Source organism: Acidovorax sp. LjRoot129 (genome assembly GCF_964253765.1).
Taxonomy (GTDB): Bacteria; Pseudomonadota; Gammaproteobacteria; order Burkholderiales; family Burkholderiaceae_C; genus Acidovorax.
Genome location: NZ_CAXUSE020000002.1, coordinates 84,631 through 107,509 on the forward strand (window position 1 = coordinate 84,631; position 22,879 = coordinate 107,509).

General features: G+C 54.9%; 18 protein-coding genes. 17 read left to right on the forward strand and 1 reads right to left on the reverse strand.

Features of this window, described 5'->3' with window-relative positions; genetic code table 11:
• Positions 1-9 precede the first annotated feature (9 nt).
• From ACSQ3Q_RS24965 to ACSQ3Q_RS25045, 17 genes are all read left to right on the forward strand, one after another.
• The gene (locus ACSQ3Q_RS24965; protein WP_436137161.1) at positions 10-615 is read left to right on the forward strand and encodes a hypothetical protein; all 606 of its coding nucleotides are present in this window, start codon (positions 10-12) and stop codon (positions 613-615) included.
• Positions 612-890 carry a type IV conjugative transfer system protein TraL gene (gene traL, locus ACSQ3Q_RS24970; RefSeq protein WP_436137162.1) on the forward strand — a complete coding sequence of 93 codons (279 nt, stop codon included), beginning with the start codon at positions 612-614 and terminating at the stop codon, positions 888-890. Before ACSQ3Q_RS24965 ends, traL begins: the two co-directional genes overlap by 4 nt.
• Entirely contained in the window at positions 887-1,696 is an 810-nt protein-coding gene (locus ACSQ3Q_RS24975) for a TraE/TraK family type IV conjugative transfer system protein (RefSeq protein ID WP_436137163.1), read from the forward strand. Before traL ends, ACSQ3Q_RS24975 begins: the two co-directional genes overlap by 4 nt.
• Positions 1,696-2,820 carry a hypothetical protein gene (locus tag ACSQ3Q_RS24980; RefSeq protein WP_436137164.1) on the forward strand — a complete coding sequence of 375 codons (1,125 nt, stop codon included), beginning with the start codon at positions 1,696-1,698 and terminating at the stop codon, positions 2,818-2,820. The genes ACSQ3Q_RS24975 and ACSQ3Q_RS24980 overlap by 1 nt, the downstream gene beginning before the upstream one ends.
• The gene (locus tag ACSQ3Q_RS24985) at positions 2,817-4,364 is read left to right on the forward strand and encodes a TrbI/VirB10 family protein (RefSeq protein ID WP_436137165.1); all 1,548 of its coding nucleotides are present in this window, start codon (positions 2,817-2,819) and stop codon (positions 4,362-4,364) included. The genes ACSQ3Q_RS24980 and ACSQ3Q_RS24985 overlap by 4 nt, the downstream gene beginning before the upstream one ends.
• Positions 4,365-4,369: 5 nt before the next feature.
• Positions 4,370-4,876, forward strand: coding sequence for a type IV conjugative transfer system lipoprotein TraV (traV, locus tag ACSQ3Q_RS24990; protein ID WP_436137166.1), 507 nt, complete (start codon positions 4,370-4,372; stop codon positions 4,874-4,876).
• Between the two features lie 27 nt (positions 4,877-4,903).
• A complete protein-coding gene (gene traA, locus ACSQ3Q_RS24995; RefSeq protein WP_436137167.1) occupies positions 4,904-5,284 on the forward strand; it encodes a TraA family conjugative transfer protein in 381 nt (126 codons plus the stop codon).
• 50 nt (positions 5,285-5,334) lie between these two features.
• The gene (gene traC, locus ACSQ3Q_RS25000) at positions 5,335-7,758 is read left to right on the forward strand and encodes a type IV secretion system protein TraC (RefSeq protein WP_436137168.1); all 2,424 of its coding nucleotides are present in this window, start codon (positions 5,335-5,337) and stop codon (positions 7,756-7,758) included.
• Between the two features lie 5 nt (positions 7,759-7,763).
• On the forward strand, positions 7,764-8,234 hold the full coding sequence (locus tag ACSQ3Q_RS25005) for a TrbI F-type domain-containing protein (RefSeq protein WP_436137169.1): 471 nt from the start codon (positions 7,764-7,766) through the stop codon (positions 8,232-8,234).
• 8 nt (positions 8,235-8,242) lie between these two features.
• The gene (gene lepB, locus ACSQ3Q_RS25010; protein WP_436137170.1) at positions 8,243-8,809 is read left to right on the forward strand and encodes a signal peptidase I; all 567 of its coding nucleotides are present in this window, start codon (positions 8,243-8,245) and stop codon (positions 8,807-8,809) included.
• A 166-nt stretch (positions 8,810-8,975) separates the two neighbouring features.
• Positions 8,976-9,953 carry a TrbC family F-type conjugative pilus assembly protein gene (locus tag ACSQ3Q_RS25015; protein WP_436137171.1) on the forward strand — a complete coding sequence of 326 codons (978 nt, stop codon included), beginning with the start codon at positions 8,976-8,978 and terminating at the stop codon, positions 9,951-9,953.
• A gap of 115 nt (positions 9,954-10,068) precedes the next feature.
• Complete coding sequence (locus tag ACSQ3Q_RS25020) at positions 10,069-11,091, forward strand: TraU family protein (RefSeq protein WP_436137172.1); 1,023 nt, start codon at positions 10,069-10,071, stop codon at positions 11,089-11,091.
• A gap of 465 nt (positions 11,092-11,556) precedes the next feature.
• The gene (locus ACSQ3Q_RS25025) at positions 11,557-15,057 is read left to right on the forward strand and encodes a conjugal transfer protein TraN (protein ID WP_436137173.1); all 3,501 of its coding nucleotides are present in this window, start codon (positions 11,557-11,559) and stop codon (positions 15,055-15,057) included.
• A 560-nt stretch (positions 15,058-15,617) separates the two neighbouring features.
• Positions 15,618-16,592, forward strand: a complete 975-nt coding sequence (locus ACSQ3Q_RS25030; protein ID WP_436137174.1) for a hypothetical protein — start codon at positions 15,618-15,620, stop codon at positions 16,590-16,592.
• Positions 16,580-17,572, forward strand: coding sequence for a conjugal transfer protein TraF (gene traF / locus ACSQ3Q_RS25035; RefSeq protein ID WP_436137175.1), 993 nt, complete (start codon positions 16,580-16,582; stop codon positions 17,570-17,572). Before ACSQ3Q_RS25030 ends, traF begins: the two co-directional genes overlap by 13 nt.
• A 1-nt stretch (position 17,573) precedes the next feature.
• The gene (locus tag ACSQ3Q_RS25040) at positions 17,574-19,079 is read left to right on the forward strand and encodes a conjugal transfer protein TraH (RefSeq protein WP_436137176.1); all 1,506 of its coding nucleotides are present in this window, start codon (positions 17,574-17,576) and stop codon (positions 19,077-19,079) included.
• Between the two features lie 7 nt (positions 19,080-19,086).
• The gene (locus tag ACSQ3Q_RS25045) at positions 19,087-22,593 is read left to right on the forward strand and encodes a conjugal transfer protein TraG N-terminal domain-containing protein (RefSeq protein ID WP_436137177.1); all 3,507 of its coding nucleotides are present in this window, start codon (positions 19,087-19,089) and stop codon (positions 22,591-22,593) included.
• Here the strand turns inward: ACSQ3Q_RS25045 and ACSQ3Q_RS25050 are convergent.
• Positions 22,590-22,766 carry a hypothetical protein gene (locus ACSQ3Q_RS25050; RefSeq protein ID WP_436137178.1) on the reverse strand — a complete coding sequence of 59 codons (177 nt, stop codon included), beginning with the start codon at positions 22,764-22,766 and terminating at the stop codon, positions 22,590-22,592. The two genes, ACSQ3Q_RS25045 and ACSQ3Q_RS25050, sit on opposite strands and share 4 nt — an antisense overlap.
• Between the last annotated feature and the right edge of the window lie 113 nt (positions 22,767-22,879).

The window sequence follows — 22,879 nt, forward strand, 5'->3', positions numbered from 1 at the left end:
GGTTTGGACGTGAGAGCAGCAATTTTGGCGGTGGTAGCAGCGGCGGTTCTAACAACCGGCTGTGCTCCCCAATTCATCGACGTCCCAGCACAGCAAAAGAAATCAATGTGGGTTGAGCGCGATGCAATTCTTTCCCATGGCGCTATTGGACAAACCGAACAAACCGAAATCGTCCTTACCGACGTCGCTAAAGACCTCCGTTTGACTGCTGAAGAGCGTGTTGTATGGCTAGCTGGAGTCGATATGGCCAAGAGCAAGCTGCAGCGCAGTCACGAACGACTGGATGGCGCATCTGCAGATATGAATGCAATGCGTGGTGCAACTGGGAAGTCAATTGTTGAAGTTCACAGTTTCAATGTTGCATCCAATTCTGTTTCAGTTGCAGGTCAAATTGCATTGCAAAAATTCAAAACTAACGACATGGCTCGATATTACGTTGAATTTTTGAATGATGGGCCAATGACTGAAGAGCGAGTAAATCAAATGATGCAGGCCTGGAAGGAATTAGTTCCACGTCTTAAAGATCGTGGGCTAAACGCTTCGAATGTCATTCTCGGTGGCGCGAAATACGACCAATCAACCAACAGTATCGTGCTTGTGAAGGTGGGCAAATGACCGAGAAACCAATTCCAAATTACGTGGATGACCAGATGCAGATCTTCCTTTGGGAAGTAGACGAGTTTCTGCCCGCCTTAGTCATCTTCGTTGTCCTGTTTATGTGGGATCAGCTGTTGTTGGGCATGTTCGCCACGTATGCATTCGTGAAGATTTTTGGCCGTTTCAAGAATTCGCACATGGACGGAGTGCTTTTTCATATGGCCTGGTGGGCCGGAATGATGAGCATGAATAAGCGGTTCGACAGTGGCGCAATGCGCGAGGTGGCGGAATGAATTTCAAAAGCGCACTGCGCAACATGAGCGAGCTGCAAGCCCTGACCAGGGTCTTGGTTGTTTCAAACGCAATGCTGGTTGCCGCACTGGTGTACGCCTTTGCCGTCATGTCGGGCGAGCGCGAGCGAATTGTGCTCGTGCCACCAATGTTGGATCAGAAAGCCGAAGTGGCGTGGAATTCGGCCAACAAGGAATACATCAAGAGCTTTGGGATGTACATCGCCACCTTGGTCGGCAACATCCAGCCGAAGTCGTCACAAGTCGTGCTGGATTCGGTGTCCGCATTCATGGACCCCTCGATCTACACCGACTTCCGCCGTCAGCTCATGACGATCATGGAAGACCCTGTTTTCAAGGGTTCAGGCTCCGTCATCAGTTTCCTGCCGAACTCGCTTCAGTTTGAAGCCGACACCAGCCGCGTGTTTGTCTCAGGGACCCTGATCACCTCCACATCGGGCGCTCAGAAGTACCAAAAGCAGGTTACCTACGAAATGGGAATTTCGATCCGTGAGGGGCGCCCATGGGTTTCTCACTTCCTCTCGTACGAGGGAACCATTCCACGAACTGTTGCCTGGCACGTGAACCGCAGCTCCCGTGAGGGCGGTGTCATACCCGACTACGCGACCCCTAGCCGGTACAAGAAAAACGGCGGTAAGCCGCAAGAGGATGCCCTCCAGGCTCTCGATCTCGATGCAATGAAGCCAGCTACGGCTCCCATCCAAGAAGCGGCTCAAAAAGTCTCGGAACAGCCTGTGCAAGCAACTGATTCGGCTACCGGCGAAACACTCATTAAGGAGCAGAACTGATGCGCGCCATGAAGATGACGCTGGCTTGCCTGTGGGGATTCGCCCTCAGTGCCGGGGCAAACACGGCACTCGCCAACGACGATGCCGCAAAGGCAAGGGATGCAGTTGCACAAACGAAGGCGGCGATAGATGCCGAGCTTTCAAAGCCCGTGTCCGCCCCACTGGCCCCGGCCGTTGTGCAAGACGCAAACCGACTTGCGTCGGGAGAGTTGCCAGCTGGCACCAACCGGTTTGTCGAACGTCCAAACACTGGGCAAAGCAAGCAAGTCCGCGCTGCACCTCCGGTGATTTTGCCGAAGGGCCCGCTGGGTAGAGCACCAGTGGACCCCCTGGCAGCGCTTGCCGATGCGCAACGTGAGGGCGGTGTCGGTCTCGATGCAATTCAACGTGAGATCAATCTGCCGGGACTCAAGAAGGACGACCCGAGCTTGAAGCCCTTCGTTATCCACACGCGAAACGGCGTGAACGAAATCGTTCGCATGTCGAGCAAGCTGCTCAATCGCATCGCCACGCCCTTTGCCAAGCCAGTGGTGATCGATACGTCTAATTCGATGGCGAAGGTCGTCGGCAGCGACGTCTACTTCATGCCAAACGGTGAGCAGCCCATCGGACTATTCATTGTTGATTCGGCAAACACCTCTCAGTCGATTTCCCTGACCGCTATACCTTCTGGCGCGATACCAGGCCAATCCGTGATCGTGAAGCTCGAAGACCTTCGCGCGAGTGCGAATGTCACTGGCGCAACGGAGGAGGAGTCAGAGATATCGACTCCGCGGGCAAGCGATTACGCGGGCTTTATCCGGACCCTGATGTCACAAGCCGTGCGAGGCAAGGTCACAGGCTTCAATCCTGTTCCGCTGGAGAGCGGTGTAGCAAAGATGGGCCCTTTGCATGTGACGCCAGAAGTGGCATTCACTGGTTCAACGGTTGACATCTATCGGTACCTGATCGTCAACAAGTCGGCCGAGAAGGTTGATCTCACTGAAACGGCCTTTTACCGAAAGGGAATCAAGGCTGTGAGCTTCTTCCCAGCAATTTCCCTCAAGCCTGAGCAGTCAGGGTACGTGTTCATCTTGGCCGACAAGCCGAAGTCTGCCGCGTCGATGGCAATGGAGGCCCAATGAGCATCACCGAAAAGCTGAACAACCTTCAGCCGAAGACTCGTCGGCTGGTGCTTGGTGGCGGCGCCATCGTTCTCGTATTTGGTGTCAGTTTCCTGCTCACCAACATGACCGAAAAGAAGGCGTCACGCACGCCGCGCGCGGCTAAGCCTGAGGTGACAGTTGTGACCCCGCAGCGCGTGACAGGTGTTGAGCAATTTGGCGCTCGCATGGACACCATGACCAAAGTGCAGGAGGAAATGAGAGCGGAGTTCGAGAAGCGATTCAAGAATTTCGACGAGAAAAAAGGAAACCCGGAAGGCCTCCCGACAGACACCGCCGCCGCCTCACGCCCTGCTGAACCGGTGGTGCCAGCTCTCGAAGCAAATACGAGCGTATTCGATGCCCCCGCGTCGAGAGCGCCAGCACTGCCGCCACCACCTCCGATGGCTGCTCCCATGCCCATGCCGGCAGCTACCACAAGTGCGCCTACTGCAAACGAAGCGACCTCAAGCATGGCGGAAACGAGCGTTGGTCCAACGATTCGTCTGCTTAGCGAAGGCGGAGAGATGGACGAGCAAAAGGCGGAACAGCGTTTGAACACGCTTCCTGCAAGCGCAAATTCGCGGAAGAAGCGTGAGAACGAGGCCGCTTACATACCTGGCGGTTCCATGTTTCCGGGCGTGTTGCTGAACGGCATGGACGCCCCTACGTCGAGCGTATCTCAGAAGAATCCAACGCCAGTGCTCATCCGAGTGAAGAAGGAGGCCGTGCTTCCCAACTTCGCATCCATCGATGTGCGTGAATGTTTCGTAATGGGAGCGGGATTCGGCCAGCTTGCATCAGAGCGCGCATTGATTCGCACCGAAAGCATTGCCTGTGTCCGTCATGACGGCAAGGTGTTCGATACCAAGATGGAGGCCTACATCGTAGGCACCGACGGGAAGGTGGGAGTTCCTGGCCGACTAGTGTCAAAGCAGGGACAAATGATCGCCCAGTCGTTGCTTGCAGGCGCTCTGGGTGGTATCGGCCAAGCACTCACAAAGTCGCGTGTTCCGACCCTCAACATTGACCCTACACAGGGCAACAACATCTACGAAAGCGAGTCTCTCGCCTCCGTCGGTCAATCAGGCTTGGCTGGTGGCATCTCGTCTTCCACAAACATGATCGCCAGGTTCTATCTGGACATGGCCAAAGAGACATTCCCTGTCGTCGAGACGCAAGCGGGGCAAGTGGTCACTGTGATCGTGACGCGTGGAATGAGCCTTCCCTTGAAGGGTTCAACGTCGCTTGAACGATATGTGGATGCACCAGCAAAGCCAGGCAGCTCCGCAGCTCGTGGCAGCAGCCACGACAACGACGACGAGGACCAAGTTGCTGCCCCTAAGGCCCAAGCAAACGCTCAGAGCATGGCAAACAAGATTGCTGCCGGCGCGTCTGCTGCGAATCAGGTTGGAGCCACTGCTCAACCCGCAACTGTCGTGGGCGCTCATCAAGTCCCAGTTGCTATTCCCGGCGTAAACGGACCCGCACCAAAGGGTTCTGGCTCCAACAAGCCTCAATGGTGAACCAAATGAAACTGATCTCCCGTATCCCTCTGATCGGCGCTGCCGCTGCCGTGGTGTTTTCTCTGACAGGTTGCGCAAGCGCACTCAACACGGCTTCCGAGTCGAAGTTTGCTTGCGACAACAACAACACGAGTTGCCCAACACCGCTTGAGGTGTACCGGGCAACACACAACACGCCGAAGGCGATCCGTGATGGCCGGACACCTGAAGAGTGGAAAACCGGCGCCAAGGATGGCGGGCAACTTCGTTCGATGGAATCCAGTGAAGAGCTGGCCCGTGATCTGACAACGCTCGCTCCTTCATCGCACCTGCTGACCGCTGCTGAGCCTCCAGCCAGGCCAGTTCGCGAAGCCAGCCAAGTTATGCGGATATGGGTAGCCCCATGGGTTGACAGCACCGACAACCTCAATTGGGCCACCTATGTCTACACCGAGGTTACGCCAAAGCGCTGGAGCTATGGCGAACAAGAAGTGCGGCATCAAGGGATGCCCGCTGCATTCACCCCCCGTTAATTTACTTTTATCAACTAGAGGAAAGCCATGACTCACGTTTCTTTCGCCGCTGCACAACAAGCACTCGGCTTCGCCTTCGGCCGCAATGCCCGTAACACCCCCAAGGTCGAAAAGCTCATCATGCTCGCCCTTGGTCTGGGCATCTTCTTCAGCTCTTTCGTGAGCAATGCGGGCGGCGGCGGTACTGAATTCACACAGGTCTACGACCAGATCACCGGTTGGGCAAACGGCACGCTGGGTAAGACCCTCGGCGTGTCCGCGCTGTTGGTCGGCCTGGGTGTCGGCGTCATCAAGCAATCTGTCATCGCAGCCGTGGTTGCTGTTGCGATGGCGCTGACGGCTGGCTTCGGTCCTGGCGTGATCGACGGTGTGATCTCGTCCGGTCTGCTGATCGTCAATCCCATCTGATCACCGTTTTCCAGAACTAGGGGGATTGAATGTCCGCATTGCACAGGGCTATGAGCCAAGCCGTAAAACGCCACAAACCCAGCGAATTCATTCCCGTGGTGGCCCAAGATCCAGAAACGGGAGTGTTTCTCTGCGATGACGGCTACATCGGCGTTTGCTACATGGGCAACCCTGTCAATGGGGCGGATGACACGTCAGCGGAGATGCTCAAGGGAGCATTTTCGCTACCCCTTCCTGCCGGGAGCATGGTACAGGTCACCCTGTATGCGATGCCCGATATCGACGTTCCGTTGGGTCGGTATGAAGCTCGGCGTCAGGCTGGGATAAATCGTCTGACCAGTGAGGTCACCAAGGCTGGCGCTGAAGCGTTTTACAAGCGCCGCATCGAGTTCATCTCCAAGTCACGAGATCGCTCGAATCTGCCAAGTTTTGGAACGAAGCTACTTGATCGCTTTGTAGTGGTTTCGTTGAAGATCCCGTACAAGGGTCTGGAACCCACCAACGCGGAACAGGACATCGTTGCCGAGAGTGGAGCGAAGTTGGCCGAGTCACTGATGACCATCGGGCTTTACACCACACGTATGAGCAGCGCAGACTACCTGCGTCTCGCACATCGGATCACACATCCATTTGACGAGCCAAAGCTCGACAGCGTGCGTGAGGATCAGAAGCTAAAGGATCAAGTCTTTCTGCCTGGTGAAGGGTTCTCTGTCACCGAAGACACACTTGAGTTTTCCAGCGGCACCAAAGTGCAGATGCTCTCGGCCGGCCGCTGGCCCAAGGAGAACGCTCTCTGGCTGATGGCGTACATGATCGGGGACCCGCTCGGGGCGAACAACCAAATCAAGTTTCCGTACCAGATAAATCTGACGATGCATTACCCGGCGCAACACAGCAAGACGTCTGCTGTGAAAACGAAAGCGGGAATGATCACATATCAGGCTTTCGGGCCGCTATTGAAGTTCGTGCCGAAGCTTGCGCTCAAAAAGCAGGGAATGGACGTCATCGTCTCGGCAATAGACACGGGCGCCACTATCGTCGAGGCTTCCCTGTCAGTTGGGATCTTTGGCCAGCAACGCGAGCCACTCACCCGTCAGATGGCTGCGATGCGTACCTATCTGCAATCTTTTCAGTTCTCGATGGGTGAAGAGCGGCTGGTCCTCTTGCCGGTGTTCTGGAATGCGTTTCCCTTGTTTCCGTCGGCGGAAAGCATCAAGAACACGTTCCGTTTCAAGACGCTGGCGGTTGAGCACGCTGCAACTTTTCTTCCCATTCTTGGTGAGTGGAAAGGAAGTTCCTACCAGCTCGGGCAAGACAAGGGATACGCCATGCTTCTTCAGAGCAGGCGTGGTCAGATCATGTCTCTTGACCTGCGCGACTCAAAGACCAATTCGAACGCCGTCGTGTTTGCGGAATCTGGAGCGGGGAAGAGTTTCTTGACTCAAACACTCCTGACAGAGTACCTATCGATGGGTGCCAAGGTGTACGCCATCGACGTGGGCAAGTCCTATTACAAACTGTGCAAGTGGATGGGAGGCGAATTCATCGAGTTCAGCCCTGATAAGGACTTATGCCTGAACCCATTCTCAAAGGTACAGGATATTGACGATGAGGTGGGATTGATCCAAGCCATCATCGAAAAGATGGCCGCTCCAGAAGACGGTCTTGATGACTATCGCCGCTCACGAATTGAAGAGTCCGTGAAAGCTGTATGGGGTCGCAAGGGGCAAAGCACTGACATTTCCGACATCGCTGAATACATGCGCGACATGGAAGATGAGCGAGTGCGTGATATCGGCGCAATGCTGTACCGCTACACAAAGTTCGGAGCAGAAGGGCGGTGGTTTAACGGCCAGTCAAACCTGGACCTGAGCAAGGACTTTGTCGTTCTGGAGCTGGAAGAGCTCAAGAGCAAGCCAGCCCTACAGCAAATTGTTCTGATGCAGCTAATCGCTGCGATTCAGGCAGAAATCTACCTGTCGAATGATGGTCGACCTCGAATCGTCGTTATCGATGAAGCCTGGAGCCTGCTGGATGACCCGATGGTTGCCCGCTTCATGGAACACGCATTCCGCCGCTTCCGTAAGTACAACGCGAGCGCAGTGATCGTTACGCAGTCGATAGCTGACTTGTATCAATCGGAAGCCGGCAAAGCAATTGCTGCAAACAGCGCCTTCAAGCTGATCATGAAGCAGAACAGCGAAACCATCGAGTTGGTGGAGCGCGAACAGTACCTTGCGCTTGACGACTGGTCCTTCAAGCAGATGCGGACTATTCACACCATGCCTGGTCAATTCGCAGAGGTAATGATCTACGCGAACGAGAGCGTCGGTATTGCGCGCCTCGTGGTGGACAGGTTCTCGCAAGTTTTGTTCTCTACCTCCGACCCAGAACGTTCACAAATCATCAATGCCATCGAAAAGGGCGTTGACCCTGTCGAAGCAATCGAGTCATTCATTGCGAAACACGGATAAAAATCATGACGACCAATGCAGTACAGGCCTCCGAGGCCATCCCTACAAAACAGCCACTGGGCGTTCTCCCGCTGGTTACCGAGATCGGCACCATCGTTCTGATCTCCGCGCTTGTCGCACTGGCCTTCAACGTTTTTGCTGTTCCGCTGCTGAACCAGCAAAAAGCCCCGAGCAAGATCGCTTTCGTGAACTACGAGCAGCTGGTGGGCGAGTACGTGCTCCTCGTGGGCCAGGATGTTGTAGCCGGCAAACTGCCGGTGTCCGACGTCACGGTGAAGTCGAATCAATTCACGCAAGAAATTCTGAAACGCCTGCAGGCGCACGCTGAAGCAGGCACTACCGTTTTGCGAACAGAGTCCGTGGTGGCGGCGCCCGCGGGCGTTCCCGACCTGACCGACACACTTCGCAATGAGCTTGTGGCCGAAGGGTACCTTCGCAAGGAAGGCACGAACCCTAGTCCCGCTCCCGCCCGTTAGGAGTCTTCATGTCGGTATCCAAGGACTCCCCGGCAAGAAATTGGCCGGGGGTTGGGGTGCGCATTGTCTACCGTCTGATCAAAGTGAACTTGATCGGCTCGTTGCTGGTGACCGGTCTTATTGCCCTGGGCCTGTGGTTGACCGGAATTCGGATTGGTGTCGACGTCCAACGGCTCGTCGGTGAGCCAGCATGCATGCCATCTCTGGTGTACCTCTGGAAGAAGGGGATGCCCCAAGAGCCCAAGGTAGGTGACTACGTGATGACCCGGATGCCGAAGTCTGGTTTGTCTGTGGGCGCGCGCGAAGGCGACCGGATCGTGAAGAAAGTGGCCGCTCTTCGCGGAGACACGGTAAAGGTCGAAGGCACTGAGCTGTGGATCAACGGTGTGCATGTGGACCGTCTATGGCTTGCAAAGAGCCTACCAGGCAAGAGCCCGGGTGATTTTGATGCGGAGTACACGCTCAAGGAAGGACAGATGTTCCTGATGGGTACTACCAAAGAGAGTTTTGATTCGCGCTATTGGGGGGTTGTAAATCGTGAAGCATTTTTGGGCTACGCTATTCCTTTGTTCTAGCCTTCCGCTTCTCGCGAGCGCACAGGTGGCGGAGTCCCGCAACCCTTGGCAAGACAACAAGCACCAGGTCACCAAACCAGTCCAGCTGCAGCAAAGCGCTCAGGGGACGCTGCGTGACTACGGCATCACGTCCGTTTCTTCTCCTGCGCCGCAGTGGACGAGCGACATGCGTGACCAATACAAGCAGAGCGTTAAGTCGGAGCAAGAGACCGGCGCTCTGCCTGATTTCGACATGCAGGTATTTATCTCGACGGGCATGCCAGACGGTGTGCTGCGCAGCCTCTTCCGCCAGTCGTTGGATGAAGGTGGCAAGCGCGTCCGATTCGTGGTGCGTGGCTTTGAGCCGCAGAAGATCGGGGAGCTGATTCACAAACTGCGGATGCATCTGCCTGATCCCTACAAAGATGAAGTTCTCGTAGAGGTCGACCCGAATGCGTTTCGGTCTTATGGGGTCACCTCAGTCCCTGTGTATCTGGTGAAGAACAAAGACAAGTGGTTCTCGATTCGAGGCGCAGTGAGCCTGGACGGTGCGAGAGCCATGGCACGCAAGGGAGGCAACTACAAGGCCGGCGAATCCTATGCAGTGGCCGAGCCGGACATTCTCAGCGTGATCGAGGACCGCGCAAAGAAGTACGACTGGGAAGGCGCTTTTGCCCGTGCTCGAACGCGCGCAGCGCAGAACATCAAGCCCAGCTTTGATCTGCCAACAGTAGTGAAGGAGTCGACGGACTACTTTGTTCCTACCTTCACGGTACCGGAGGACGTCACTGGTCCAGGCCCAGACGGCAAAGGCACGGTTGTGCTCGCGAAAGCAGGTCAGACCTTCAATCTCCTTCAGCACACACGACTGCAAGTTCCTGTAATTGCGATTGATGCTGGTGATGAACGCCAGATCCAACTTGTACGCGGATGGCTGAAACGCCCGGAATACCGCGCGGCTGACGTCTTCATTGTCGGCAGCATGACCAGCGCACAAAGCGGTAACGTGGTGATGGAGGAGCTGGTGAAGAAATTCAACCGCCCAGTATTCCCGTTGGTGAAACGACTCGGTGATCGTTTTGGCATTCAAGCTGTCCCCGCAATCGTGGAGCAGGAGGGTGACCGCCTGCGCATCCGCTACTTCAATCCCCAGACTAAAGGTTGACCACATGTGGAGAAGTATTTTGGTGATCGCGGCCCTCCTACTTGGTGGAGGGCACGGACAAGCACATGCGGAAACGATGAAGCTGGCATGCAGTAGCTACAACCCCCTTGAAACAATGTTCAAGGACGTCTGCTGGTCAGGCATGTTCCCCTTCAAACTGATGGGTGCAACCATGATCGCCGGCAAGAGTGGCGAGCCTGCAGATCGCACCAACAAAATCATCTGCGCATGTGGGGGCGACCTGTCGAAGGGGCAGCTCCCACGCATCGGCTTCACGGTGGGATTCTGGGCTCCGTCCAAGATCCTCGACGTCACCCGCCGTCCCTACTGCCTGCCCTCGCTGGGCGGTATGGAGCTTCCCTTTGCGAGCGTGGGGTTCCTCAACGGCGGGGCCAACATGGGCCGCAGCGATAAGCACGAAGCTTTCGCAAACTGGACCCTGTACACCTTCCCGATCATCTACATGCTGCGTCTCATCGACGACGGCGCATGCCCAGCCGATGGCATGACCGAATTCGATTTGCTCCAGTCGAGCCCCATGTTCCCAAACTGGAATGATGCGATTGGCCGGTACACGACGTTCATCAATCCAGAGATGCTGCTGTTCACTGGTGTTCAAGCCATGTTTGCGATGCCTGTGGACGGCGTCGCGTCAACGCTTGGCTCGCCGATGAACAACCTCTTCTGGGTTGCGGGGACTTGGGGAAACATGTACCCGATTACAGGGTTTTTTGGGAACGGGGTAGGGCGGATGGTTGACCCCGTGCAGTTCACCAGTCTGACTGGCGTCAGGGCGTTGTCCATGCTTCATCGCCTCGGGTTGCTAAACGAGACGATTGGCAACGACAACCTCTGCGAGCGGAACCCTCGCTACATCATCAGAAAGGACGCCTACCGCTGGCAGTTCTTGGCTCCTTCACCCGAGGTGAATGGACGGCCGCCCGGGGCACCGGCCCCAACTCCAACGACTTCGCAGGTTCAGGAGGTGAGCCCTCCACAACGGTTTGGGACTTGCACCCATGCAACCGGGTCAAGCACTGCGGCCTGGGGCATGTGGCGCGATGTACCTGCCACAGGTGAAGACCATTCGTACCTGCTCTTTCAGTGGACCGATTGCTGCTTTGGCATCACGCCTTAATCCCCGCACGACATAGCTATGAATTTTTCTTCAGATCCGATTACAACGCGGGACAGGATTGTCAAAGCGGTTGGGCGCTTGATGCTGGCATGGGCTGCGGTCGGTATGCCCAGTATTTCTATGATGGCCTACTCACAAGGCCTCCCAGACCAAGCCCCAACGTCCCTTCAGCGAGACAGCGCTGTACTTGAGCGACGTGTAGACACGGCCACAAGCGACACCCTTATCAATCAGAGAGCTTCCAAGCTCTTGAATGGCCGCTTCGATAGTTCTGCACCCGTTCGTGCTCCTCGGGTTGACGCGGTCGAGCCTTCCGTACGAGAGCCAAGAACCATTTCTGATCCCACGAGTGATGCGCAGGCGCAGAGGCAGGGCCAACGGGCCGGAACGCGCACCGTTCAGGAGATGGTTTCTGGAGCAGAGAAGGGTGGTGCGGTTGGTCGCGCCAGCTACCAAAGGGCGGACTTGGCCAACCAGACCAATACCGTGGAGCGCGTTAACCCCGGCCAAAACGACACTGCACCAGGCCGGAGCAACCTCTCAGAGATCATGCCGGGGTTCAACAAGAACGAGGCGTCTGAGATGAGCAACATGGGCAGTGCGCTGTATGCCAACCCATCGCTGACCAAAGTCGTCGCCGAACAGAACCGGCGCAATCTCCGCCGAGACGGATGCCGAAAGACTGATTTCATACTGCGCGAGCGCCAGAATGTGGATCTGGCTGCGACCGGAGCTACGCACCGCATATTGAAGGTGGAGTTCTTCGACCTGGTCAAAGAACCTATCCCTGGAACCAATCCAGTGGAGTACCAGACGATCACCGTTCCTGGAAAGCACCTGGGCGGGCCTTTGAACATGCAGGTGGCCACTCTCGGCGCCTCGCCTAGCGTTTACTGGGAGCGTGTGGGCGAGACCCACACGATTCGCTACACGTATACCCCTTTCTCTTCCTCCAAGGGGCGAAACTACTTCACGTACAACCATTGGTTGGGATACAGCACCGGAGGAGCAATCCAGCGCGTGGTTGGGGAGATGGTCAGCTATGGGTCGCCGTCTGATTCTTGGAAGACAGTCCATACGCACGTTGTACCCACTGGCGCAACTGCGGCTTACCTGACGGCCGATCTCTACCAGACCAAGGTCACGTACACAGAGCCAGCTCCAGGAAACCCGTGCCCGCCAGACCCGCCAGAAGTTTGCGAGGTCGGGTCGATAGGTGGAGATCCCATCAGGTTTTGTCCGGGCTCCTTTGGCGCGAACATTGCATCGATGTACGACGATGTGGCCCACCCATCTTCAGATAGATACGGCAAGACATTTAATGACCAGATGGCCAACAATGCGGCCCGCAAGGACTACACGACTGACCCTTCAATACGCGCGGGTGTGATCACTGGCGTCAACGCGCCTGCAAGTGCGAAGGCACAAGAGCTGATTGGCCAATGCTCACGTGATGCAGTGTCGCGAGTCGAACTGAACCAAGGTGGGTCCTATGGCATACCCAACATGCAGATGTGCTCGGAAACGCTGGTCAATCCCTATCCGCAGGGTTGCGATGGGTTGCGCCGTTCGTTCGGTCTCTCCTACATGGGCGAGCACAATTATCTGACGGTCAAGGCATTCAACAAGACCAAGGTGCCGATCATTGATCCTGCGACCAACAAGCAGATCAAAGATGCCGACGGCAACCCGCTTTTCACGTACAAGAAAGAGCCGACCAACGTTCAAGGTCAGATCGATACGTCATTCCCGATCATGGGCGCGGCTATCTGCCCAGGACAAGGACGCTGTTCTACCGAGATCCCTGATGACCCTCTGGGTACCAGTGAAGGGAAGTACCTTGAGTACCTGCACTACCCCATGGGTGGAGATCCGAAGGCAAGCGCCTTTGATGGCGTGTATGCGCAGGCTGGTGCTACAAGCAATTTCACGAACTACGGCTCCCCTTTAGCTCAGTGGCTCCCAACCGGGACAGCAAGCGGAGATGGAACGCTTCATGAAATCCGCATGATGGCTAAGGCCTACTCCGTGACCATCAACACCTTTGCTGGCTGTGAACGGTACATGGAATACATAGCGGATGGGTTCTGCAAGGGCGGCAAGTTGACGTGCAAGGAAACCTCGGCAACGCGTTCAGTGGGCGGTGTGACGTTCGGGCCTGGTTTGGCGAACAAGGGCATTGTTGATTTGCTCAAGACCTGGGGCACTGATGCATCGACAGTCATGCCTTCCGAGTACGACAACGGTGTAGGGTCTGAGCCCACGCCCAATGGCCCGCCAATCAAGCTTCTCGATGATCCGATGTGCTGGCTGGCAGATGCGGAGCCTTTCACGTCCTGCAGCACCATGAACAATGAGAAGGGTACGTTGCGGACCTTCTTGCGCGATGGGCAACAATGGGCGACGGACTGCAACCTGGCGGCAGACGACAAGGGCGTTCCGCTTGAAAACTCACCCAGCTGCAAGCGGGTTCCTGAGAACGATGGATGTGACACTCGCTTCAAGGGTCCATTCACCGGGCAGTGCTACAACCCGACCCTTGCTTATGACTGCGGTGAAACAAAGCCTTCGACCATTCCAGTCATCGTTGAGGAGTTGGGTGATGCCTGTTCCGGGGCGATGCGCTGCCTGGGAACTCAGTGCCACCGACCAAACCTGGCAGGCACGCACGGGGGCGACTTCGCCAGAGCGGTAGGTGCTATGGAGGCCGTCAACGCCATGGTCGAGGACATGGTCTGCCTCGAAACGGGAGAGAAGCCAACGAGCGTGACACAAGCGTGCACGCCCTATATTTTTGGTGGCAAGGCCATGTACTGCAAGATCCCAATCGGCAATGAGATTGGGTTGACCCCGAACTGCTGCAAAGAAGCTCAGAAAGGGGCGAAGTCAGCACCTAGTTGGATGGAGTACCTGTCAGCTCTTCAAACGTTGGGAAAGATTGGCCAGCGCATGGGTGTGATGCAGGCCATGCAGGGGTCCGAGGTGTATGGGCAAATTTCTCGCTTTTTTGGTGACGTGAAGCAACCCGTAGTCGATGCCTATAGCAGTGCCTCTCAATTCGTCACCGATAAGTTCATCACTCCATTTAGGGCCGGTTTCGACAATCTGGTGGGCGGCAACGCTGCTCCTGAGGCCGTGGGTAGCGTCGGCAAGGCAGGGGGAATATCAGAACTGATCCATGGATTCGAACAGCAGATCATGGCCGGGATTCAGGACATCCTCACAAAAATCGGGGGCGAGGAACTGTCCGGAATGGTGATTCAAACAGGTGCAAATGGCTTGGAGTTCACTGCAGGGATGCAGAATTTGATGTTTGCATTCCAGATCTACTCTATTGCGCGCTTGATTGGCCACATCATCTTTGCTTGCAAGAAGGAGGAGTACGAATGGGGGATGCAGGACAGGTGGCGACTATGTACGTTCGCGGACAGCTGTTGCAACAAGAAGGTCCCGTTGCTGGGGTGCGTAGAGAAACGCCAGCTGTACTGCTGCTACAAATCGATTGCTATTCGGGTCATCTCGTCCGAGCTGATTAAGAAGAATTTAACCGGATCGCGCCCACGGGGATTCAGGTCAGCCAACGACGGCAGCAGTCTCGGCGGCTGCAACATCAACTGCGGTGGATTCACTGCTTTCGAGCTGGCCGCAGTCGACTGGAGTCGTGTCGACCTGACGGAGTGGACCGATGCTCTTATCGAGTCTGGGCAGCTAAATCCGGCTGACCCTCGAACGAACTACGGCATCTCGCAAAACAGAATCAAGGAAACAATGACTGTCGGTCGCGATGCAGATCCACAGGGTAATTTCACCACCAAGGTTCCGGCAGTGAAGTCCGCTGAGTTGTTAGGTCAGAACATCCCAAATGTGACGAACAACACAGAGGTCTTGAAAGAGGCTCCAGAACATTGCTACAAGGACTCACGACTGATGCCATTCACCTATCCTGGTTGCAAGAGCACTCCGTAGATGACAATTTTTATGGACATTTTCGACAATAGTTATGGACCTTTTCGTTTACCCCAAGGGTGACGAGATCTTCGACAAACTCCACAGAAGGCCGTCAAGCGGCCTTTTTTACGTCCCAGCCGTTTAACGTGCTGTTTTCGCTTGCTTTTCGCACCTGTATTGGAGGGGTGCGCTCCGTACCATTGATCGGATAGATTTCGCCCCCCCGAGCCGTTCGAGAGGGGCCGATAAGTCTTCGATGAAGGGCGGGGTGTCATGGACGGTGCGAGATTTGGGTTACTGGGATTGGTGCTGGTGTGCGTTTGCATAGCCCTTGTGCTTGTTGCTGCATCTTCTGCCAAAGAAAAGGATGCTCGTAAGAACATTCAGTCGAAGGCTCCCGCGAAAGATGCCTCTGAAAGCCAACCAAAACTAGATGCTCTCTCAGCATCTCCGAAGCGCGAGAAGGCCCTTGAGGAGCACGAACTCGTGCTCGTGAATCAGAGCCGCTTGGGAATTCCGCCACCTGGCGAGAAGCGTGTTGAGGCTGTGGCACCACGTACGGTTGGGCGAGCCAGGCTATGAAAAGTGAACTCATGGTCGCCTTGTTGGTGGTAGCGTTCCCTGCACTCGCGTGTGCCTCTGAAGGGGTGGTCAGCGCCGTCAAGGAGTCTGCGAAGGACAACAACAGGATCTCGGTCTGCATCCAGCTTGCGAAAGCAAATGAGCCGACAACCTCCGCCAATGCCGGGGTGAAAAAAGAGGCTGTAGATCAAGTGTCGAGCAAGCTCAAGGTCGGGGAGCCGCTGATGCTCCGTGCCCGTGGTGATGTTGCACGGAAGGCTCTCTACGGGTATCCGAGTGACCTGGGCATGGCAATGCGAATGTATGAGCGCGCGGCCAAGTCTCAGGAAGCCGGATGGAACGCCTCATTGCTCCTCTATCAGTCGGCACCTGACGGGGTGAACCCACAGCTTGCACAGCGAATTCTTTCGCTGCTTGAAAAGTCTGGCGCATCGTCATTCAACTCGCGTGGTGCTGTCGGCGCGCAAGCTCACTATCTCTCCGGTCTTCTCACTGAGACGGGAGCTACGGGCAAGGTTGATGTGAAGAAGGCATTTCTTCACTACCGTGCCTCTGCTCGAAATGGGTACATCCCCGGCTCGTATCACTACATGCGGCTGCTTACCCAGTCCATGAGCAAGCTGACAGAAAGTGAAAGAGCAGTTGCCCTTCATGAGGTTCGCATGATGACGAATCGCTGGAAGTGGCACCTGCCGGAAATCATGATGCTCACTGGTGACCTTCACTCGTCGCGTTGGTTTCCCGACGCTGAAGGATTCACTGCGCAGTATCACTGGCGCATGGCCATGAAGATGGCAACCAGGCTTGGCGGAGTGACCGAAACAAGCGACTTCGAGGCAACGATGCGTCAACGCATCAAGCCTCTCACACCCGAAATGGAAAAGCGGCTTGAAGAGGCCGTGGAAGCGGGTATGCGCATCGCAACCACAACAAAGCACAACCTGGAGTTCGCAGATCTATGCGTGGATTGATTTTGACCAGGTCGGCATTCCTGCTTGCTGCGCTACTTACCCTTTGTGGGCTTGCCGCTGCTCAAAGCGAATCCCGTCCTGCACGGGATGTGAACATGTACAAGAGCGGGGAAGAGGGGTGGTTTTGGTACGAACGAGAACCAGAGCCATTAAAGGAAGAGAAGAAGCCTCTTCCGAAGAAGGCACCGCCCACTCCTTCCATCATCAAGCTGGAGGCCCCCAAGGCAAAGGCGCCTGAGGTCGAGCCGCTGAGCGTGAAGTGGTTCCAGCAGGAATACATGAGCGTCATTCACGCTGCCATCGACGACCCTAGTGAGGCAAACGTTCGCAACTATCGATACGCGACGCGAGTCATGCTGGACAAGGCCAGCAACTTCACACGCCAGTTTCAGAAGCAGTCGCTGCTCGACACGCTGCTCGACGAGTCAGTGCGCTCACCGTTTTCATCCGGCATGCGCGGGAGCTTCCAGGGATGGTCTATCGACGCCAAGAGAGCCGCGACGAAGGGGCTCAACAAGAAGGCGGGCCTGTGGGTCTTTCTCGATGACCAATGCCCGTTCTGCGCCATGCAGTACCCCATCGTTGCTCGATTGGCCAAGGAGCTTCAGTTCGAGGTGTTTTACATCACCCCCGACGGCAAGCGGCCGAGCTGGTTGATGGGCGGGTCCAACGTCCTGAAAGACGAAGGCCAGTCCAAAACACTTCGTATCGGCGTCCGCCCAGCGGTCGCACTTGTCGTACCTCCCGCGAAGGTCACTGTCATTACGCAAGGCCTGCTTTCCCAGGACCTATTGGAAGAGCGCATTTTGATTGCCGGTGATGCTGCTGGGCTTATTACTGGGGTGGAGCGTAAAAACGCATTCCCAGAAGAACGCGGGATATTGACTCCCGAGGATATCAAGGAGTTAGGCAAGGAAATGCTTAAAGACAAAAATGCCCTGACACCCGGCGCACAACAACGACTTGAGAAGAGATATTGACATGCAAATGATTGGCTATAAAAAACTGTTCGCCGGGGTTGTCAATTCCGTTTTAGTGGCTTCGATTATCGGCGGCGCTGTAGCGCCCAAGGACGTGCATGCGGGCTTGAAAGACGCGATGGGTGAAATGTTCCTTGTCAGTGGTACAGGCGCGCAGGCCATCAATACTCAACGACTGAGGGGGTATTACGGTGGGTCGCTATCCGTGAGAGCACCCGGCCGTGGTTTTGAAATCGTACAATTCGCCGCGCCAAAAATTGACGCCGGTTGTGGGGGCGTTGATATTTTCTTTGGCTCATTCAGCTTTATCAACGGTGCCCAATTTGAGCAGCTGATCCGGTCAATTGCCGCAAACGCGGTGGGATATGCAATTAAATTGGCCATCCAGTCGATGTGTAGCCCATGCGGTGCAATTCTTGAAACTCTTGAAGAGGCGATTCGAGACCTCAATAGCCTTGCAAAAAATACCTGTGCTATCTCAATGGCGTCGATGATCGCCACCAAAGACAAGATGATGGAGCACGGCCGAAAGATTGGCGAGCAGCTTTCTGTCAGTGCAAATCGTGCGGCCGACTCGACTGCGGCGACGAACAAGGCCCAAAGCGAAAAGCCATCCGTTACCGCGAAAGGTGGAGATGCTGAAGTCGCCAAAAGCAATCCGGTTCTCGGCAATATGGTCTGGCGTGCTTCCCAACACACGATGGATGCGGGGAATAATACTTTGCGCGCTTTTATGACAACCAGAGAAGTGACGGAAATGGTTCAGTCACTATTTGGCACCTCAATTGTCCGAAGCAAAGAAGCCAGCGATGGGCAATGCACGGGTTCTCCATCCGAGGAGCGCTGCGACAACAAGCCTGCGGAATACTCCCCGACTATTACCGCCTGGGACAAGCTTACCCGTACCCGTTCCACCAGTCCGCAAGGTGTCTCAATTCTTCGCTGCACTAATTGGAGCGAAGGATGCACCCGTGTGGCGACCAGTGTTATGACCGTGGGTGAATGGGGGGGTGTCGAGGACACAATCAATTTGGCCCTATTTGGTACGGTTGATGCGCATAACCGCGCTGCCTATACCGCAGACTCAATCATCGGTTCGTTCGTACATAAGCAACCTGTAAACCTGGATGGCAGTAACTTGTCGCCTCGTGCTCGACAGATGCTAGCTGTAATTCCGGTTCCAATTCTTCTAATGCTTTACGAGGCACAAAAAACGCCTGGCGTCGCTGAAACCATGGGCATGCTGTTGTCGAACACATTGCCACCGTACTTTGAATATCTAATTGCCATGGAACTTCTCGGTATCGGAAGCAATGCATTTACGGGGCAGACGGAAGTTGACACGCCTCAGGCATACAAAGATGCGTTGGCTTCGAAGACTCAACAGTTGGTTGGGATGCGCCCCAAAACTCAGGACCTGGTTGGGATGATCGACGGCATGTACAAGTTACTCACCCAAGCTCAGCACATGACCACGTCCCCCATTCGTCCTCAGGCTCAGCGGTAATTGAATCATGGCATTCACTATTTACACGGTCTCCGACCCCGCCACGGTCGGGTCTGCCCTCAGCGCGATGGCCATGTTCTTTGGACAAGACGACTGGGTTGCATCCGCAATCAAGACCGGGCTGATGCTGTCTTTGATCTTTATCCTTGCCCAGGGGGTGACAAGGAACGGTTTGAGGCTCGATGTGATGGTGATCCAGGTGATTGTGGTTTGGGCAATGTTCATGCCGAAAACCACCGTCACAGTCGAGCAGTTCGACAATGCCGCTCCGCCACGTGTCGTTGATGACGTTCCATATGCCATAGCCCTGCCGGCGTCCGTGGCGGGGGCTTTTGCCCTCTACATGACCAGCAAAATCGAAGCTGTCATGGTTAACGTGGATGGAGACTATCTATCCGTCAGCGGTGATTCCCATCCATTTACACCAGCTCGCGCCCTGATGGCAATCACGATGTGCCCGTCAGATCCTATGTCCTGTGCCGACCAGAATCTTGTGGAGTCGATGCGCCTTGCAAGCAGGTATTGCGCAAGCGGTAAATTAGCAAATACCGACTTCAAAGTTTCTGGCAATGTTTTGCAGTCGTTCGCAGATACTCTTGAATTGCAAGGCCAGACAATCGTTTTCGATACAACCAACCCATATATTCCTGGCGGTGGGGGTGGACGTGCTGTTTCATGTGCAGACGCAGCGTCGCACTTTCTGAGTGTCGCTCAGAATGAAAGAGATGGGGTGGGTTCGGTGAGCAAAGCCATGAATGGTTTGGCCAATCGCGCAGAGATCAAGAAATACTCTTCCAGTGCACGAGCCGCATCACAGACCGAAAGGACCTGGGATGAAGCGCTCACCGACATTAACCGACTTCGTGATTCTAATTCGAAAATGGATTCGTTGGCATTCGCGAACGTGACGCTTTATGCGCTAGCTGACACCATGAAATTCAGTGCAAATGCTCCGCTGGATCAAGCAATATCAATCAGGCGCGACACGAGTTTGTTTGAGTGGGCCAAGTCCGAATCTCAGCAGAGCATGCTTGTGAGCACGACCGCTCCCAAGTTCATGGACATTTTGTTCTTCGTGTTTATTGCTTCGACTCCCATCGTGATGTTTATCGTCGCGGCAAACCCTCAGGGCGGTTTGAAGGTTGCCGGATCGTACGCACTCTTCGGGATGTGGACACAGAGTTGGATTCCAATGATGGCCATCGTCATGTCGTGGTACCAGACTGAAATCCGAAACATGGTGAGCCCCCAGAGTTTCACGCCCGAGTACATGGCGTTTTTTATGCGCCATGCTTATACGACAACTATTGCGGCGTCGAACATGATCCAGCAGGCGCCCTATCTCATGTTTGCCATCATGACGGGGAGTATGTTTGCACTTTCTGGAATGGTGTCTAAGGCAATGCCATCAGGCAAGGGCGATTCTTCTGCTGCACTCAAGGGTGGAGGTGCAGGTGGTGGGGGCGCAGATGTGATGAATCCGGGTAGTGCGAAGGGGGCTATTCCGGGAGCAGGGATGGGTCACGCCCTTCACGGTGGTATGGCTGCTATGCAAGGGGGCATGACGTCGGCCGGGGTTGGTGTAAGCGGTGATGGATCGGCCGCTTTACCGGGGATAGCGAAGCTAAGTGGGTCCGGTGCAGTACAAGGCGGTACTGCACAGGCAATGGAATCCTCCGCATCCTCAAGACAGCAATTGCAAAGCCAATCACAGCAGGCATTCTCTGAACTGGCTCAATTAGTCCAGAGTTCCGCTAAGAAAATTGGCGGCGCGAAGACAGCGCAGGCAATGTCATCGAGTGATTTAAGCTTTAGCTTCGACTCTAAAACTGGGCAGATTTCATCAAAATACGGCTCGTTTGACGTCTCTTCAGGTCAGACCAATTCAACTGGCACTCAGGCCAGCGCTGGCGTTGAAGCTAACGCGTCCGGGGGGTTTAAGGTATTTGGTAATGGATTGAACGTGGGCGCTAATATTGCTGGTGCTATTAAAGAGGCGGTATCGCAAGATGTAAAAGCAGGTAACTCGAACGGGGCTCGACAACAACAGGATGCAGGCACATCCGAGTCAACTCGTGTTTCTGGAGGTAGATCTGCGTCTTCTGGATCAAGCTCTACAGACGGCGCAGAGTACGGAAATGCAGCGACTAAGGCCGACGCATTACAAAAAACATTCTCAAAGCTTGCTTCCCAAACTGATGCGCTGGACAAGGCAGATAAGGCTACTTCGCAAGCGTCTCAAACTTCCGCGGCATCAGTTGGGAAAGATATTGACGGAGGTTCAGTCGTTTCCAATTGGGCGGCCCAATCTAGCCGCCAATTCAACGGTAGTACGGGTAATGACGGCGTCGCGTTATCCCGAGTACAGGGTATTGCAAATTCAGCATTGAGCTCTGATCAGCAAAAAGCCCTTGGCGAATCTGCGGCTGCGGAGATGAAACGGCTCGACAAGACCGGTGCTTCAACCGCATTAGGTAGGGACCAAGTGGCGATGGCTGCGGCTTGGAACACCCTTTCCGATATGGCGGCAACAGCTTCGACACCTCAGGAAAAAATCGCTGCCCAGCTGGGAATGGCGCAATTGGCTAAAGCGGCCGGATCTGCGGATATTACGAAACCACTCCAAGCAGTCAAGGATAGCCTTGATGCAGTTGCAGGTGTTGCAAGCAACATCTCTGCGATGGAATCAAAAATTTCACCTTCCGTCGCGCAATCGGTTGCAGCAGCAGATAGCCGTTTGTCTGCTTCCGCGACTGGTGGTTTCAATAGCAGCGTTGCACAAAGAATGGACGAACACAAGAAGGAAGCCAATGGAGCCAGGGGAGCAGCACTTGGAGGCCTAAGCGCTGTGACTGCAGCTGGTGAAGCCGCAAAAACCCAGGCACTTAATTCCTCGAATTCTATTCAGTCAAACTTAACCAACACTGCCCCATTGGTAAAGGCATCTCAGGAATCATCGGCTGCTCAATCAGCTATCCCAATGAGCGGTGATATCAACCAGTTCGGCGCAGGAAACCAAACTAGCGTCGGACACAAAATCTTTGGATCTCAGTCGGAAGGTAAGAACAGTGGTGCTAATGGGCCTGAAGGGTCTAACGGCGTTGCCCCGACTAAAACGCTGAATGATATGTTGGGCTCAGGCGCTACGAAAGCTCAGGAGCTGTCATCTGATCTTTCACATTCTTTAGCCAAGGTCTCAAGTGTTGCGCCAGCTGCGCTCGGTTCAGCGGTGTCAGCCAGCATGGATACAGCAAGATCACTAATTCCAGGGGGGGGGCAGTCCGGTGGCTCAACAGGTTCAACGAGCAGTTCAACCACAAATATTATTTCGGGGGGCAGTGCGAGCGAGCTCCCTAAACTAGGCGGGGATGGTGGGATTAATCTTTCTCAGGGGGGCGGCGGAAGTGGGCCTGCACCTGCGTCTGCACCGGTAACGCCATCTGCGAAACCTTATGCCAAAGACAACCCGTCAACTGACGCTGGCAAATCTAAAACCCCAATGGGTAGACGTTAAATGAAATCGGAATCACCTGGCTTAGGGATTCCGACTTTCAAGATCGGATCGAATTTCATGGCGGGCTCATCCTCGATCTCATCTTGGATTGACTCGGAGCTACGATTGCCATAGATAGCTTTAACTACAAAGCCTATACCAAGCGCAGTAACTAATAAAATCAGGAAAGACATTTCTTTGCCCTTAATAATTGCATGTCGCAATTATAATTGCAAACCCATTAATTGGCAATTCATTCTCAGGGAAATAGCTGAAAAGTGCGTTTTTTGCGTGCTTTTCGGGGGGT

Coding starts and splice junctions, on each gene's coding strand:
- traC (WP_436137168.1), top strand. CDS start 5,335: ATGAGCCAAGCCGTAAAACGCCACAAACCCAGCGAATTCATTCCCGTG.
- traL (WP_436137162.1), top strand. CDS start 612: ATGACCGAGAAACCAATTCCAAATTACGTGGATGACCAGATGCAGATC.
- traA (WP_436137167.1), top strand. CDS start 4,904: ATGACTCACGTTTCTTTCGCCGCTGCACAACAAGCACTCGGCTTCGCC.
- ACSQ3Q_RS24975 (WP_436137163.1), top strand. CDS start 887: ATGAATTTCAAAAGCGCACTGCGCAACATGAGCGAGCTGCAAGCCCTG.
- ACSQ3Q_RS25020 (WP_436137172.1), top strand. CDS start 10,069: ATGTTCAAGGACGTCTGCTGGTCAGGCATGTTCCCCTTCAAACTGATG.
- traF (WP_436137175.1), top strand. CDS start 16,580: ATGCGTGGATTGATTTTGACCAGGTCGGCATTCCTGCTTGCTGCGCTA.
- ACSQ3Q_RS25050 (WP_436137178.1), bottom strand. CDS start 22,766: ATGTCTTTCCTGATTTTATTAGTTACTGCGCTTGGTATAGGCTTTGTA.
- ACSQ3Q_RS25015 (WP_436137171.1), top strand. CDS start 8,976: ATGCGTGACCAATACAAGCAGAGCGTTAAGTCGGAGCAAGAGACCGGC.
- ACSQ3Q_RS25030 (WP_436137174.1), top strand. CDS start 15,618: ATGAAAAGTGAACTCATGGTCGCCTTGTTGGTGGTAGCGTTCCCTGCA.
- ACSQ3Q_RS24985 (WP_436137165.1), top strand. CDS start 2,817: ATGAGCATCACCGAAAAGCTGAACAACCTTCAGCCGAAGACTCGTCGG.
- ACSQ3Q_RS25040 (WP_436137176.1), top strand. CDS start 17,574: ATGCAAATGATTGGCTATAAAAAACTGTTCGCCGGGGTTGTCAATTCC.
- ACSQ3Q_RS25005 (WP_436137169.1), top strand. CDS start 7,764: ATGACGACCAATGCAGTACAGGCCTCCGAGGCCATCCCTACAAAACAG.
- traV (WP_436137166.1), top strand. CDS start 4,370: ATGAAACTGATCTCCCGTATCCCTCTGATCGGCGCTGCCGCTGCCGTG.
- lepB (WP_436137170.1), top strand. CDS start 8,243: ATGTCGGTATCCAAGGACTCCCCGGCAAGAAATTGGCCGGGGGTTGGG.
- ACSQ3Q_RS25045 (WP_436137177.1), top strand. CDS start 19,087: ATGGCATTCACTATTTACACGGTCTCCGACCCCGCCACGGTCGGGTCT.
- ACSQ3Q_RS24980 (WP_436137164.1), top strand. CDS start 1,696: ATGCGCGCCATGAAGATGACGCTGGCTTGCCTGTGGGGATTCGCCCTC.